10 protein-coding genes are annotated in these 14,989 nt (G+C 72.3%); 8 read left to right on the top strand and 2 right to left on the bottom strand.

What is annotated here, in order from left to right; translation table 11 throughout:
* Nucleotides 1–5: 5 nt before the first annotated feature.
* From G569_RS0124765 to G569_RS0124795, 7 genes are all read left to right on the top strand, one after another.
* Nucleotides 6–4,688, top strand: coding sequence for a PAS domain-containing protein (locus G569_RS0124765; RefSeq protein ID WP_084285521.1), 4,683 nt, complete (start codon nucleotides 6–8; stop codon nucleotides 4,686–4,688).
* 101 nt (nucleotides 4,689–4,789) lie between these two features.
* A complete protein-coding gene (gene mltG, locus G569_RS58855) occupies nucleotides 4,790–6,799 on the top strand; it encodes an endolytic transglycosylase MltG (protein ID WP_157592285.1) in 2,010 nt (669 codons plus the stop codon).
* A complete protein-coding gene (gene aroE, locus G569_RS0124775; protein ID WP_037498898.1) occupies nucleotides 6,796–7,590 on the top strand; it encodes a shikimate dehydrogenase in 795 nt (264 codons plus the stop codon). The genes mltG and aroE overlap by 4 nt, the downstream gene beginning before the upstream one ends.
* 80 nt (nucleotides 7,591–7,670) lie before the next feature.
* A complete protein-coding gene (locus G569_RS0124780) occupies nucleotides 7,671–9,389 on the top strand; it encodes a GspE/PulE family protein (protein WP_028065418.1) in 1,719 nt (572 codons plus the stop codon).
* A gap of 52 nt (nucleotides 9,390–9,441) precedes the next feature.
* Nucleotides 9,442–10,551, top strand: a complete 1,110-nt coding sequence (locus tag G569_RS51310) for a type IV pilus twitching motility protein PilT (RefSeq protein ID WP_053226943.1) — start codon at nucleotides 9,442–9,444, stop codon at nucleotides 10,549–10,551.
* Nucleotides 10,551–11,762 (top strand): type II secretion system F family protein, encoded by a 1,212-nt coding sequence (locus tag G569_RS0124790; RefSeq protein ID WP_028065419.1) that lies wholly within the window; start codon nucleotides 10,551–10,553, stop codon nucleotides 11,760–11,762. Before G569_RS51310 ends, G569_RS0124790 begins: the two co-directional genes overlap by 1 nt.
* 39 nt (nucleotides 11,763–11,801) lie before the next feature.
* Entirely contained in the window at nucleotides 11,802–12,572 is a 771-nt protein-coding gene (locus tag G569_RS0124795; protein ID WP_157592286.1) for a hypothetical protein, read from the top strand.
* Here G569_RS0124795 and G569_RS0124800 read toward each other — a convergent pair.
* Nucleotides 12,565–12,999, bottom strand: a complete 435-nt coding sequence (locus tag G569_RS0124800; protein ID WP_028065421.1) for a hypothetical protein — start codon at nucleotides 12,997–12,999, stop codon at nucleotides 12,565–12,567. The two genes, G569_RS0124795 and G569_RS0124800, sit on opposite strands and share 8 nt — an antisense overlap.
* The gene (locus G569_RS0124805; protein WP_028065422.1) at nucleotides 12,996–13,898 is read right to left on the bottom strand and encodes a M91 family zinc metallopeptidase; all 903 of its coding nucleotides are present in this window, start codon (nucleotides 13,896–13,898) and stop codon (nucleotides 12,996–12,998) included. Before G569_RS0124805 ends, G569_RS0124800 begins: the two co-directional genes overlap by 4 nt.
* Before the next feature lie 85 nt (nucleotides 13,899–13,983).
* Between G569_RS0124805 and G569_RS0124810 the strand changes: the two genes are divergently transcribed.
* Nucleotides 13,984–14,970 carry a hypothetical protein gene (locus G569_RS0124810; RefSeq protein ID WP_028065423.1) on the top strand — a complete coding sequence of 329 codons (987 nt, stop codon included), beginning with the start codon at nucleotides 13,984–13,986 and terminating at the stop codon, nucleotides 14,968–14,970.
* Nucleotides 14,971–14,989 lie beyond the last annotated feature (19 nt).

The following is a 14,989-nucleotide window of genomic DNA, read 5'->3' on the forward strand; positions in this document are numbered from 1 at the left end:
TTTCGATGAACCCAGCCACCAATCCGCCTTCCAGCACGGCCGACGCCGTGATGGCGGAGACGGCTGGGCCCGTGGATCCGCTCGACGCGATCCTGCGCCAGATCATCAACGGCTACTTCGTCCTCACCGACGGCCAGGGCTCCGTCTCGAAGTGGTCCGAGCCGGCCGAGCTGCTGTTCGACCAGCCCGCCGAAGCGATCCTCACCCAGAACTTCTTCGCGACGCTGATCGGCGGCGCGCTGCCGCCCGCCGGCCAGGCCTGGCGCGAGTTCCTCGACCTCGGCGAGCCGCCGCGGGTCCCCGGCACGGTCGAGCTCGTCGGTCGCCGCGGCGACGGCTCCGAGTTCCCGATGGAGACGGTCTTCGTCCCCGTCAAGCTCGACGAGGGCTTCGACTTCTCCCTCTTCCTCGAGGACCTGTCCTTCGAGCTGCCGCTGAACCTGATGCTGCTGCGCATGCGTCAGCAGCACCCGGTCGTCGTCCGGGCGCTGAAGTCCGCGCTCGAGACCGAGGCGCAGCCGTGGGAGGGCTGGCGCACCGCCGGCACCCTCGTCATCTTCAAGCCGCTGCAGGCGACGCCGTGGGTCGAGCAGGAGCTCGCCCGCCGCGAGGCCGAGCGCGCCCTCGCCGACGCCGAGGCCGAGGAGCGCCTCACCAACTTCGACCCGGGCATCCAGGGCGACTTCCGCGATCTCGACGACGCCGCCGCGGTCGTCGCGCGCCTGCTCAGCGCCGTCGAGCGCATCGACGAGCTCGAGCGCGTCGCCGGCGGACTGCCCGCGCAGCTCGACGAGGCCCGCCGCGACGCCGAGAAGCGCAACGCCGAGTCCCAGCGCCAGTCCGAAGCGCTGCGCGCCGACATCCAGCGCGCGCTGCAGGGCGTCCCGTCCGAGCTCGACCGCCACGAGCAGCTCGCCCGCCTGGAGCGGCTGGAGCGCGCGCAGGGCGACAGCTCCGCGCTGGCCTCCGTCGAGGCCGCGACCGCGCGTGTCGGCGCCCGCCTCGACCAGCTCGAGCGCGACCGCGTCGCGGCCGAGGCCGCCGCCGAGCGTCGCCTGGCCGAGGCCGAGGCGCGTGCCGCCGCGGCCCTGGCCAACGCCTCCAACGACGAGGCGCTGCGCACGATCCGCACGGAGCTCGCCGCGACCGTCGAGCGCCTCGAGCGCGAGCGGGAGTCCGAGCGCGAGGCCGCCCGCGAGGCACTCGCCGGCGCGCTCGAGCGTGTCGAGCAGGTCCAGCGCGGCGCCGACGCGCTGCGCGAGCAGCTCTCCGCCGCCACCGTCGAGCGTGCCACGGCCGACGGCCTGGCGGGCGACGATCGCCGCCGCCTCGAGGAGCTCCAGCGCGAGACCGACGGTCTCCGCGCCCGCGTCGAGGCGATGCGCGAGCAGGACCTCGCGGGCGAGCTCGCGTCGCTGCGCGAGGCCGTCGGCGACCTCGCCACGCTGCGCGAGGCGGTCGCGCGCCACGAGGCCGCCGCCGGCGACACCACCGCCCGCCACGAGGCGCTGAGCGCGATGGTCGCCGCCCTGCGCGAGGCCGTCACCCAGAGCGACGTCACGGCGTCCGCGTCCGACGTCGCCGCGCTGCGCGAGGCCGTCGAGCGCGCAGAGGCGTCGACGGGTGAGCTTGCCGCGCTGCGTGAGGGTGTCGAGGCGTCGACGGATCAGCTCGCGGCTCTGCGTGAGGCGGTTGCGCGCGCCGAGGCGTCCACGGATGACGTTGCCGCGCTGCGCGAGGGTGTCGAGGCGTCGTCGGGTGAGCTCGCAGCGCTGCGCGAGGCGGTTGCGCGCGCGGAGGCGTCCACGGATGACGTTGCCGCGCTGCGCGAGGGTGTCGCGGCGTCGTCGGGTGAAATCGCCGCGCTGGGCGAGGCCGTCGCGCGCGTCGAGGCGGCCACCGGCGACCTCGCCGGGCTCCGTGAAGCGGTCGCGCGTGCCGAGGCCGCGACGGGCGAGCTGGCCGCGCTCCGCGAGGCCGTCGAGCGCACCGAGGCGGCCACCGCCGACCTGTCGACGCTGCGCGAAGCGGTCGCCCGTCACGAGGCCGCCGCCGGCGACACCGCCGCGCGCCACGACGCGCTCTCCGGCATGGTCTCGGCGCTCAACGAGGCCGTCGCCCGCCAGGAGCAGGTCGCCGGTGACGTCGCCGCGCTGCGCGAGGCCGTCGCGCGCCAGGAGGCCGCCGCGGCCGAGATCGCCGCGCTGCGGGAGTCCGCCGCCGATCTCGACGAGCTGCGCGACGCGGTCGCGCGCCACGAGGCCGCCACCGGCCAGATCGCTTCCCTGACCGCGGTCGTCGCCCGCCACGAGGCGCTCGCCGACCAGGTCACCCAGCTGCGCGGCGAGGTCGACGCGGTCGCCGACCTGCGCCGTGCGCTGTCGGAGCTGCGGGCGCAGTTCACCGAGCAGGAGCTGGTCGCGGGCCGGATCGCCGAGCAGGAGGTCGTCGAGCGCGAGGTCCAGTCGCTCGTCGGCGACACTCAGCGCCAGATCGCCGCCCTGCACGCCCGCATCGCCGTGCTCGGCGACGCGCGCGAGGAGCTCGCCCGCCGCCTCGATTCCACCGTCTCCAACGACGAGATGGCGGCGCTGCACGCCCGCATCGACGCGCTCCCGGCGAGCGACGAGCTGGCCGAGCTGCGCCGGCGGCTGGACGAGCTGGCGCCGCGCGACGCGGTCGCCGAGCTGCACGAGCGCATCGACGTCGCCCACGACTCGCTCGCGGCGCGGATCGAGGGCCTGGCCGGCAGCGGCGACCTCGACCGGGTGTGGGAGCGCGTCGACGGCCTCGTCGGCCGCGAGGAGCTCGACGAGCTGCGCGGGCGCTTCGACGGCGTCGCCGGCCGCGAGGAGCTCGACGAGCTGCGCGGGCGCTTCGACGGCGTCGCCGGCCGCGAGGAGCTCGACGAGCTGCGCGGGCGCTTCGACGGCGTCGCCGGCCGCGAGGAGCTCGACGAGCTGCGCGGACGCTTCGACGGCGTCGTCGGCCGCGCCGAGCTCGACGAACTGCGTGCGCGGCTCGAGGGCGTCGTCGGCCGCGATGAGCTCGACGAGTTGCGCGGGCGCCTGGACGGGCTCGCCTCGCGCGACGACGTCGCCGGCCGTGACGAGCTCGACGAGCTGCGCGGGCGCCTGGACGGGCTCGCCTCGCGCGACGACGTCGCCGGCCGCGACGAGCTCCACGAGCTGCGTGCGCGCCTCGAGGGCGTCGTCGGCCATGACGAGCTGCGCGACCGCCTGCTCGGCCTCGTGGGCCACGACGAGCTCGCCGCTCGGCTCGCGACGCTCGCCGATCACGACGAGGTCATCGAGCTCGCCGCGCGGGTCGAGGAGCTCGCCGGTCGCAATGACAACGCCGCGATCTCCGCCGAGCTCGCGCAGCTGCGCGAGCGCCTCAACTCGCGCGAGGACATCGGCGTCGCCCAGCAGGCGCTCTCGGCCGCCGAGGACGCGCTCCAGCGCATCGCGGCCGTCGATCGCGGCGCCGGCACCGTCCTGTCCGACGTGCGCACGCTGCGCGCCGCGGTCGACGAGGCCATCTCCCTCGCCCAGGGCGCCCAGGAGAGCGGACGCCAGGACGCCGAGGAGTTGCGCGAGCTGGTCGCCCGCATCGGCGGCGAGCTGGAGGTCTCCAAGGGCCAGGCGAATGGCGCCGAGACGGAGGCGCTCGGCGCCCGTCAGGCCGCGAACGCCGCCCGCGACGACGCCGCCCGCGCCCGCGAGGAGGCCGCGGCCGCGCGGCGCGAGCTCGAGTCCGTCCGCGCCGAGGGGCTCTCAGAGCGTCTCGAGGCGGCCGACCAGCGTGCCGCCGCGCTGTCGACCGAGCTGGCCGCGAGCCGCGAGCGCCTCGACACGGTCGGCCTCCACGTCGACCGCCTGGGCGTGACCGCCGCCGCGGAGCGCACGGCGGGCGAGGAGCGCACCGCGGCGCTGCGCAGCGAGCTGGCCGACGTCCGGCACGTCGCCGAAAGCGCCGCGCGTGGCCTCGAGCTCCTCCGTGCCGAGCTGTCGGGCGCCCGCGAGGCCGCCGAGGCCGCCCGCGCCGCGTCGACCGCGGGCGACGAGCGGATCGTGGCGATGCAGTCCGAGCTGAACTTCGCCCTGAAGAGCCTCGAGGAGATGAAGCAGGGGCTCAGCTCCGCCGGCCAGGCCGCGGTCATCGCGCGCCGCGAGGCCGAGCAGGCGCGCAAGGCCGCCCAGCACGTCGGCGACGGCTCGACCGAGCGCGTCACGGAGGTCTTCCAGCAGATCCTCGGCCTCGCCGCCGCCCGCAACCAGCCGGCGCGCCGCCAGCCGACGATGGCCACCCCCGCCGCCAAGCCCGAGCCGGTCAAGCGCGAGCCGCGCCACGGCTTCGACGACGCGATCCAGCCGATGGCGATCCTCGCCCTCGACGGCAAGTTCAAGGAGCTCAACCCGGCGTTCACCAAGCTCGTGGGCTACAAGGAGCACGAGTTCACGAAGGCCGCCTGGCCGTCGCCGCACGACCGCCGCGACTACAAGGACCAGCTCGAGCAGCTGCGGGCGATGGGCGTGGGTGAGCTGCGCGAGGTCGAGGTCTCCAGCACCTACATGCACGGCCAGGGCCTGATGGTCCCGGTCGTCGGCAAGCTGTCGCTCTCGACCGACGAGGGCGGCCAGCCGCAGCACCTGTTGCTGGTGGCAGAGGACCGACACACCACATAGTCCTGTCGTACGGGCTCGCTAGGATGCCCGGCGGTCGCTGACCCTGTCGCCCTCCGGGAATCCGCCCGGCGCGCCAGGGCGGCATTCCCGCCGGTTTATCCGTGTTCGGCAAACGCTCGGACCAACCCCGCACAGCTGAAGACCGCGCTCGCGCCGCGGCTGATCGCGCTGCCCGCCGCCGGGGCGGAAGCGGCCGCGCGCTCCCGCCCGAGGCCTTCGAGTACACCGTCCGCCCGCCGGACGTCGAGCCCCACGAGCCGTTCGCCCCGCCCGTGGAGGAGCCCGCGCCGCCGGCCGAGGAGGCGCCGCGCGCGGCCGAGCCCGCGCCGCCCGTCGACGAGTCGCCGGCGCCGGCCGACACGCGCGTCGAAGAGCCGCCGCCGGCCCCGTCGCCGCGCGACGACGCCGCGCGCCCTGACGTCGCGCCGCCGCGCGACGAGGCGGCGGACGCCGATGCCGCGCCGTCGCGTGAAGACGCGCCCCACGCGGACGCCGCGGCGCCGCGCGAGGACGCCGCGCGCGCCGACGCCGCGCCGCCCCGCGAAGACCCCGCGCCTCCGCGCGACGACGCCGCGCGCGCCGACGTCGCGCCGCCCCACGAAGACCCCGCGCGCGCCGACGCCGCGCCGCCCCACGAAGACCCCGCGCCTCCGCGCGACGACGCGCCGGCCGACGACGAAGCGGCCCTCGCCGCCGCTCGCGCCGAGCGGGCGGCCGAGGCCCGGCAGCTGCGCGAGAACGCCGGCGCGGCGCAGCCGGAGCTCGAGCCGACGCCCGAGGTCATCCACCAGCCGACCGTCGAGTACACGCCGTTCCAGACCGAGGAACACGTACTGCCGCAGGACGATGCGGAGCCTCGGCTGGTGGCCGTCCACGCCTTCGCCGCGACCGAGCGGCCTGAGAACCAGGAGCCCGAGACGGTGCTCGAACCAGAGCCCGAGCGCGAGCCGGTCCCGCTGCGCAAGGCGCCGGACCGCCCGGCGGACGCCGCGCCCACGCGTCGCCGTGCCGCGCCCGACCAGCCGCGCCGCCGTCCGCCGAAGACACCCAAGGGGCCGCGCTCTTCAGGGGGCTCGCACTGGGGCCGCCGCATCTTCACGCTGATCGTCGTCCTGCTGTTCGCGGCCGTCCTGTACGCGTTCAACAAGACGTTCCAGCCCTTCCACGGGGACGGCAGCGGCGCGGTCGCGGTCGACATCCCGGAGAACTCCGACGCCGCCGACGTGGCGAAGCTGCTCGTCGCCAAGGGCGTGGTCGACTCGGCGCGGTTCTTCGAGCTCAACGCCACGATCAGCGGCGAGCGCAGCAAGCTCCGCCCCGGCCACTACACGCTCAAGAAGGGCATGACCAACGGGGCGGCGATCGATGCGCTGACGACGCCGCCCGCTGAGGCGACGCCCGTTCCGACCGTCGACGTGACCCTCATCGAGGGCCCGTCGATCAAGGAGAACGACCCGGTCGTCAAGAAGTCCGAGAAGGTCGACGGCAGCTACGCCAAGGCCGCCGACTCGGCCGCGGTGCTCAAGCGCATCCGCGACCTGGGCGCGCCCAAGGGGACCAAGACCGCCGAGGGCTTCCTGTTCCCGGCGACGTACAAGCTCCCGGTCGGCTCGCCGGCGGCGGATCTGGTCAACCAGCAGCTCGACGCCTTCAAGGACAACTTCGACGGCGTCTCCATGAAGTACGCCAAGTCCAAGAAGCTCACGCGCTACGACGTGCTGATCATCGCCTCGATGATCGAGCGCGAGGCGCAGCTCCCGCGCGAGCGCAAACTCGTCGCGGCGGTCATCTACAACCGGCTCAAGCAGGGTATGCCGTTGGGGATCGACGCCACGACGCGTTACGAGACGAACAATTGGCAGCGCCCGATCAACCAATCCGAGCTCGACAAGCCGGGGCCGTACAACACGCGGCTCAAGCGCGGCCTGCCGCCGACGCCGATCGGCAACCCCGGCCTCGCGTCGATCAAGGCGGCCGCCGCGCCGTCCAAGAAGAAGTACCTCTACTACGTTCGCAAGCCGGGCAAATCGGGCGAGCACGCGTTCTCGTCCACCGACGCGCAGTTCGAGAAGGACGTCGCGAAGTACCAGGCTTCCCGCGACGGCAAATGATCCGCCTCGGTGTGTGCGGGTGGCCGGTGGCCCACTCGCGTTCCCCGCGGATGCAGAACGCGGCCTTGGCCCACATGGGCCTCGATGACTGGCACTATCAAGCTCTGCCGTTGCCGCCGCATCTGTTCACGGAGACCGTGAAAGCCCTGCCGCCCCTGGGCTTCCGGGGCGTGAACGTGACGATCCCGCACAAGGAGCAGGCGCTCGCGCTCGCGGACGAGGCGACCGAGACCGCGAGGGCGATCGGCGCGGCGAACACGCTCACGTTCAACGCCGACGGCACCGTCCACGCCGACAACACCGACGCGCCAGGCTTCCTCGCCGCGCTCAACCGCTCCGCGTACGACCGCACCGCGCTCGTCCTCGGTGCCGGCGGCACCGCCCGCGCGGTGCTCTACGCGCTCAAACAGGCGGGCGCCAAGCAGATCCACCTGTGGAACCGCACCCCCGCACGCGCGCAAGCGCTTGCCGACGAATTCGGCGCCACGTTGGGCCACGCGCGCGCCGAGATCGTCGTCAACACGACCTCCGTCGGGCTGCGCGACCCGGAGGAGACGTTCAAGGCGCTCCCCTTGCAGGCCGATGAACTGGGTGCCGGATGCACGGTGGTGGACATGGTCTACCGGCACGGCGGCACACTTCTGCTGAACACCGCGAGAGCGAATGGGGCAGAGGTGGTCGACGGGTTGGAGATCCTGGTCGCCCAAGGCGCAGCGTCATTGGAACGCTGGACCGGCCGGACGGCTCCCGACAAGGCGATGCGGGAGGCCGTCAAAGACATCGCCCAATGAGCTCGACCTTCGACACCGCTACCAGGCCCAGACGGGGCAACGGCATTACCACGCCTTCCCGGCGTGGCGGTTCAGGACGCGTGCTCACGGATGTCCTCGTCGACCTCGGTTTCGTCGACCGCGGGACGATGGACATCGCGCTGGACCGCGCGACGCAGAGCGGCGGCGCGCCCGAACGCATCCTGGTCAACGACGGGACGCTGACCGACGACCAGCTCGCCCGCGCGGTCGCCGAACGCTTCGGCCTCGACCACGTCGACCTCAAGCTCTACCGCGTCGACCCGGACGCCGCCAAGCTGGTCGCACCCGCCGCGGTGCGCCGCTACCAGGCCGTCCCGGTCTCCTTCGTGGGCGACCGCACGCTGCTGGTGGCGATGGTCGACCCGGCGAACGTGCTCGCGATCGACGACATCGCGGTCATGACCGGTTACGAGGTCCGCCCCGCGGTCTCCTCGCTGGCCGACGTCGAGTGGCTGCTGACGCGGTTGGAGGACCCGAACTTCGGCGTCGGCGCGACCGCACCAGAGGACTTCGAGGACGACCCCGAGGCCGATCAGTCCCCGGCGGCGGCCGAGCGCCCGCCCGCGCCGCTGTACGACATCCGCGAGAACGCGCCGATCAACTTCGGCGCCGGCGGCGAGGACGCGAGCGTCATCCAGCTCGTGCACCGGGTGATCAAGGAGGCCGTCGAGCGCGGCGCGTCCGACATCCACTTCGAGCCCCAGGAGGAGGAGATGCGGGTCCGCTACCGCATCGACGGCGTCCTCCAGGAGGCCGCGACCGTGCCGGTGAGCGCCATCCCGGCGGTCATCTCCCGCATCAAGATCCTCTCCGACCTCGACATCGCCGAGCGCCGCATCCCGCAGGACGGCCGCATCTCGCTCGAGGTCGACGGCAAGCCGATCGACCTGCGCGTCGCGACCCTGCCGGCGTCGCACGGCGAGAAGGTCGTCATGCGCATCCTGGACCAGAGCAAGGTCATGATCCAGCTCGAGCAGCTGGGCATGCTCCCGCAGGCGCTCGAGCGCTTCTCGAAGGCGTTCGGGCAGGCGCACGGCGCCGTGCTCGTGACCGGCCCGACGGGCTCCGGCAAGTCCACCAGCCTGTATGGCGCCCTCAACCAGCTCAACACGATCGAGAAGCACATCATCACGATCGAGGACCCGGTCGAGTACCAGCTCGAGGGCATCACGCAGGTCCAGGTCAACAACAAGGCGGGCCTGACGTTCGCCTCCGGCCTGCGCTCGATGATGCGCGCCGACCCCGACATCATCATGGTCGGCGAGATCCGCGACCGTGAGACGGCCCAGATCGCGATCGAGGCCGCCCTCACCGGCCACCTCGTGCTCTCCACGCTGCACACCAACGACGCGCCGGGCGCGATCACGCGTCTGATCGAGATGGGCGTGGAGCCGTTCCTGGTGGGAAGCGCGGTCGACTGCGTGGTCGCCCAGCGCCTGGCCCGCCTGCTGTGCGAGGAGTGCAAGCGCCGCACGACGATCACGTCCGAGGTCATGCGCGCCAACGGCTTCAACGTCGGCCTCGACCTCGAGGCCTACGAGCCCGTCGGGTGCGCGCGCTGCGGCGGCTCGGGCTACAAGGGCCGGATCGGCCTGTACGAGGTGATGTGGGTCAGTGACGCGATCCGCTCGCTCGCCGTCTCCCGCGAGCCCGCCGAGACGATCATGCACGCCGCGGTGCACGAGGGCATGATGCGCCTGCGCGAGGACGGTCTGGAGAAGGTCCGCCGCGGCCTGACCTCGATCGCCGAGATCGCCCGCGTGGCGGGTACGCGCTAGGGCCTGCGCCCCACTACAGATCGGCGTCCCGGATGCCGATGTAGGTGGTGGCATGAACTTCGACTTCGCGGACATCCTGCTCAAGGTCGTCGAGCACAAGGCTTCCGACCTCCACATCACATCGGGTGCCCCGCCCACGATTCGCGTCCGCGGCTCGCTGGTCCCGCTCGAGGGCTACCCCAACATGACTCCGACGGACACGCGCGAGATCATCTACGCGATCCTGAGCTCGTCCCAGCGCCAGACGCTCGAGACCGACTGGCAGCTCGACTTCGCCTACTCGGTGCCGGGTGTGGGTCGCTTCCGCGTCAACACGTTCTTCCAGCGCGGCACGCTCGGCGCCGCGTTCCGCCTGATCCCCTCGGCGACGGTGCCGATCGAGGCGCTCGGCCTCCCGCCCGTCGTGCGCGAGTTCGCCAAGAAGCCGCGCGGGATCGTGCTCGTGACCGGGCCGACCGGCTCGGGCAAGTCGACCTCGCTCGCCTCGCTGATCAACGAGATCAACGAGACCCGCGACGACCACATCCTCACGATCGAGGACCCGATCGAGTTCCTGCACAAGCACAAGCGCTGCATCGTCAACCAGCGCGAGATCGGGCAGGACGCGCCGTCCTTCGCCCTCGGCCTGAAGGCCGCGCTGCGCCAGGACCCCGACGTGATCCTCGTCGGCGAGATGCGCGACATGGAGACGATCGGCACGGCCCTGACCGCGGCCGAGACCGGCCACCTCGTCTTCGCGACGCTCCACACGCAGGACGCGCCGCAGACCGTGGACCGCATCATCGACGTCTTCCCGCCCGAGCAGCAGGGCCAGGTCCGCGCGCAGCTCGCGATCGGCCTCCAGGGCATCGTCACCCAGACGCTGCTGCCGACCGCCGACGGTCAGGGCCGCTGCGTCGCCGCCGAGGTGCTCGTCCCGACCCCGGGCGTCCGCAACCTCATCCGCGAGGGCAAGACGCACCAGATCTACTCGCTCATCCAGACCGGCGGGGAGCAGGGCATGCAGACGATGGACTCCTCGCTCGCCGGCCTGGTCCGCGCGGGCAAGATCACGATGGCCGTCGCCGAGTCGCGCTCGTCGCAGCCGGCCGAGATGCGGCGCCTCGTGCAGGGCATCAGCTCCAGCGGCGCCGGCGCCCCGCCGAGCATGGTGGGTGCCTGATGGGCGCCGCGGTCTACACCTACAAGGCCGTCGACGGGATGGGTGTCCCGTCGAAGGGTCAGGTCAGCGGCGCGTCCAAGGACGCCGTCACCGAGGTACTGCGCGCCCAGGGCCTGAAGGTCATGGAGCTGCAGGAGAAGAAGTCGGTCTTCCAGTCCGACCTCTCCTTCGGCCGCATCAAGGCCGCCGAGCTGACGGTCATGACCCGCCAGCTGGCGACCATGATCACCTCCGGCATGACCCTCCTGCGCGCGTTCTACGTGCTCGAGGACCAGCTCGAGAACAAGAAGCTCAAGGACACCGTCGGCGCCGTCCGCGAGGACATCGAGTCCGGCCTGGCCTTCTCCGACGCGCTCGCCAAGCACCCCAAGGTCTTCACGCCGCTGTACGTCGCCATGGTGCGCGCCGGCGAGACCGGCGGCGTGCTCGAGGCGTCCCTGGACCGGATCTCCGACCAGCTCGAGAAGGACGACGAGCTGCGCCGCCAGGTCAAGGGCGCCATGGCCTACCCGATCGTGGTGCTGACCTTCGCGCTCTGCGTGCTGATCGGCCTGATCGCGTTCATCGTCCCCGTGTTCGTGAAGGTCTTCGCCGACTTCGGCGGCGACCTCCCGATGATCACCAAGATGACGGTCAAGGCCTCCAACGTCGTCACCGGCCAGTGGTACCTGCTCGTCATCGCCGCGATCGCCGGGCCGATCGGCTTCAAGAAGTGGCGCAAGTCCGCCGGCGGCCGCAAGCAGTGGGACCACGTCCGGCTCAAGTTCCCCTTCAAGATCGGCGTCACGGTCCAGAAGATCGCGCTCGCCCGCTGGTCGCGCACCTTCGCCGCGCTCTACTCCGCCGGCGTGCCGATCATGGCGGCGATCGAGATCACCGGCCAGACCTCCGGCAACTGGGTCGTCGAGAAGGCCATGGCCGACGTCATCGAGTCCGTCAAGGCCGGCGGCTCGATCGCGGACCCGCTCAAGGAAGCACCGATCTTCCCCTCGATGGTCGCCCAGATGATCGCCGTGGGTGAGGAGACGGGCAACCTCGACGCGATGCTCAGCAAGGTCGCCGACTTCTACGAGGCCGAGGTCGCCGCCGCCGTCAAGGCGCTCACCTCGATCCTCGAGCCGGTCATGATCATCCTCGTCGGCGGCATCGTCGGCTTCATCGTCATCGCGATGTACATGCCGATGTTCAAGGTGTACGACGCGATCAAGTGATTGCGTGAGGCGGTCGCGCGGGCGGATACTCGCGGCATCATGCGCCGCTGCCTCCCGCTCGCCGCCGTCACGATGCTGTGTGCGCTTCCCGCGCCCGCGCTCGCCAACCCGTCCTTCACGCTGCAAGTGGCTGCCGAGGGCGTGCCGGGGAACCTTCCGTCGAAGGTCACGCACCAGCTGTCGATCACCGCGGGGGCGACACCCGAGGTTGTCCGCATCCAGACGCTCGGCGCGCCGGCGGTCTCCGGCGCGACGGTGAACGAGGCGACGGCCGTCAGCGTCTCCATCTCCCGCTGTCCCGGTCGCTGGATGCGCATGCACGACGCGCTCGGCGAGACCGTCTTCAGCACCACGACGATCACGGTCGCGGCGGGAGCCACGGCGCTGGTGCAGTCGGCGCGCTCCTTCAAGGCGCCGCCATGGGCGGCGGACACGCTCGACGCGACGTGGTCGATCACGCCCGCCCAGGGCACGGCGTTCGACCTCGTCTCCACCGCACCCGCCTATCAGGGCGCGCTGGGCGTCCAGCTCGGCTTCGGCGTGGTGCGCACCTCGGCGCGGGTGTACGCCGTCTCGGGCACGGCCGCGAGCGACGTGAACTCGGGCCGGGTGCAACTGTGGGGCTACGCCCCGCGGACCAAGCGCGCGAAGCTGCTGGCCGTCGCGCGCGTGCGTGGTGGGGCTTGGAGCATCCCGGCGCTGCAGCTGCGCAAGGCCGGCCGCTGGGAGCTCTATGCGCGCTACCGCAGCACGACCAAGACGTACGCCGACGACGCGTCGGAGTGCGGCACGATGGTCAGCGTCAGGTGAGCGTGACCGGTGGGGCGGAGGCGAGCTTCTGCCACGCGATCACCGACTCGATCGAATAGAGGTGGCGCTCCGATCGAAGGATCGGGGTGTCGCCGTAGCCGACCTCGCAGCGCACCGTGACCGGGCGCGGCAGCGGGGTCGGTTCGCGCTGGGTCTCGTAGTGGTCGCGCAGGTAGAGCGGGTCGAGTGAGACGTCGTGCTCGATCGTCGCGCCCGGCTCGAGCGGGCGCGTCGTCGGGATCTCGACGCCGTAATAGTCGACCTCCGGATCCGGCGGGTTGACGCCGAACAGGACGAGCAGGCCGGCGTCGTCGCGGATCAGGTACGGCATCCGCTCGCCGTCGAGGACGTGCACGGTCGCGTCGCCGTCGTTCTCGACCCGGACGCGCACCTGGGCCGCGCCGGTCGCCGTGCAGGTGACGTTCACTTGATCTTGATCCCGTGACCGAAGCGGACGTCGGTCATGCCGTGCTCGGCGCGCAGCTTGTTCTCGGTGAAGCCCGAGCCGGTGGCGATCGTCGCCTCCTCCTCGGCGTTGCCCCAGGCGGCGCTGGAGCCGGCCTTGTTGCGCTGGTTGCGCCCGGCGGCGTTGTGTTCGGCGTGGATGAGCTCATGGCCGAGGATCAGCCACACGGGCGAGGGGATCTCCTTGCCGTCCTTGTCGAACGCGACGACGGCGTCGTCCTTGAGGTCGGCGTCGATGCGGATCGTCGTCGAGCCGCCCGCGCCGGCGCTGCCGTCCGGGTTCTCGACCGCGCCCGCACCGCGCGTGGCCTGGGCGATCTTCTTCAAGGACGTCGGGCCGACGGTCACGACCTGGCTGCCGTTCACCAGCCCGGCGACCATGGCGCGGCCGCCCGGCTGCGAGAGCAGCTTGCCGAAGCAGACGAGCATCTTGGCCTGGAAACCGGCGTGGTCGCCGCCCGCGTCGTCCTTCTCGGTGATCTTGACGTTGCCGCTGCCGTCCTTGAGCTTGTTCCAGACGGCTTGAAGGGCCGCGAACTCGGTCTCGGTGATCTGCTCGCCGGTGACGTCCGCGAACGACTGCGTCGTCGAGTCCGGGACGATCCAGTACTCGCCGAACTCCGTGCTCACGCCGCGTCCGGGCGGCGACGCGGTCGCCACGTCGTCCTCGCGGGCGAGGGTGCGCAGGGAACGGGCCAGCGCGGCGTTCCCGCCCGTCTGGGCGGAGAGCGCGCGGGCGCGCTCGGTCTTGGTCATCCGAGCCAGGGCGGCATTCGCAGGCGCGGGCGGCGACGCTTCGACGGCCACCTCCGGCTCGGTCGCCGATGTCGGGTCGAGCTCGCGCTCGTGACGGCGCTCCACGTGCCGAACCTACCTGAAACGCTCGGGTGCGCGTCTAGGGCACACCCGATTGTGCGCGGCCGGACATGCGATGAGCATGTCGGCCATGACCCGCACGACGATTCCCGTGCTGGCGGTGTCGGCAGCGCTGCTGCTCACCCCCGGCGCAGCGCAGGCTACCTGTGGCGTGCCCTCCGCCAAGGCCGACTTCGAGAACGCGGAGGTTCAGGTCTTCTCGCATGGGGATGACCTCTCGGCGTCTCACTACGCGTGCCTGCGCGCGACCGGCAAGCGCCGGCTGTACGGCTCGGACTCGAGCGGCGAGGGCTCCTCGAAGACGATCCTGCTGGGCGTGTCCGGCCGGTGGTTGTGGAGCCAGGGCCAGGACTACGACCCGGACTCGGACGCCACCTCCATCCGGGACTACCTGCTCGACCTCCGGACCGGGAAGCAGGTGTCGGTGAGCGCCGTCGAGTCACTCGCGCTGCCGGGTGCGCTGGTCGCCACGGACAACGGCGTCGTCGCGCGCTTCACCGACGGCCGCAAGGTCCAGCTCAGCACTGACCAGACCGCCGCCGGCCTGGCCGTGCGCGGGTCACGTGTGTACTGGCGCACGGGCGACGTGGCGCACACGGCGTTGCTCGACCTACCGAAGGGCGATCCCATGCGCACAGGTCCCAAGGCGACGACGATCGGGCGGTGCAAGCCGCGCAAGGGCGCGCGGCTGCTGCTCTGGTCGGCGCGCGCGAAGCTCGTCCTCACGACCCAGGGCGGAAAGACCTGGGCGTGTCGTGCCAGGACAACGCGTGCCGTCGGAACGGTCACCGATCTGCAGGTCGTGTCCGACCGCAAGCTCGCCTATGTGCGCGACGGGATGGTCGGCACGTTCGACACGGCCACGGGGAAGCGCTCAGAGGTCGCGGGAACCGCCTACGCCGCGACCGCCGACCGGCTCCTCGTGATCGCGGCGGACGGGCTGCACAGCCCCGTCGACCAGCTCGCGGCCACGCCGGCGACCGAGCCCGCGCTGGCCGGGAACGTCGCCTATTGGCTCGACGGCGCGGGGGCGCCACAGATGAAGCTCCTCGGGTGACGCCTCGCGGGGCGTTAGG

Origin of the sequence: Solirubrobacter soli DSM 22325, assembly GCF_000423665.1 — a bacterium.
Lineage (GTDB): Bacteria > Actinomycetota > Thermoleophilia > Solirubrobacterales > Solirubrobacteraceae > Solirubrobacter > Solirubrobacter soli.

Excerpts from the sequence above, each read along its gene's own strand:
- G569_RS0124765 (WP_084285521.1), top strand. The coding sequence starts at position 6 with ATGAACCCAGCCACCAATCCGCCTTCCAGCACGGCCGACGCCGTGATG.
- aroE (WP_037498898.1), top strand. The coding sequence starts at position 6,796 with ATGATCCGCCTCGGTGTGTGCGGGTGGCCGGTGGCCCACTCGCGTTCC.
- G569_RS51310 (WP_053226943.1), top strand. The coding sequence starts at position 9,442 with ATGAACTTCGACTTCGCGGACATCCTGCTCAAGGTCGTCGAGCACAAG.
- G569_RS0124790 (WP_028065419.1), top strand. The coding sequence starts at position 10,551 with ATGGGCGCCGCGGTCTACACCTACAAGGCCGTCGACGGGATGGGTGTC.
- G569_RS0124795 (WP_157592286.1), top strand. The coding sequence starts at position 11,802 with ATGCGCCGCTGCCTCCCGCTCGCCGCCGTCACGATGCTGTGTGCGCTT.
- G569_RS0124810 (WP_028065423.1), top strand. The coding sequence starts at position 13,984 with ATGACCCGCACGACGATTCCCGTGCTGGCGGTGTCGGCAGCGCTGCTG.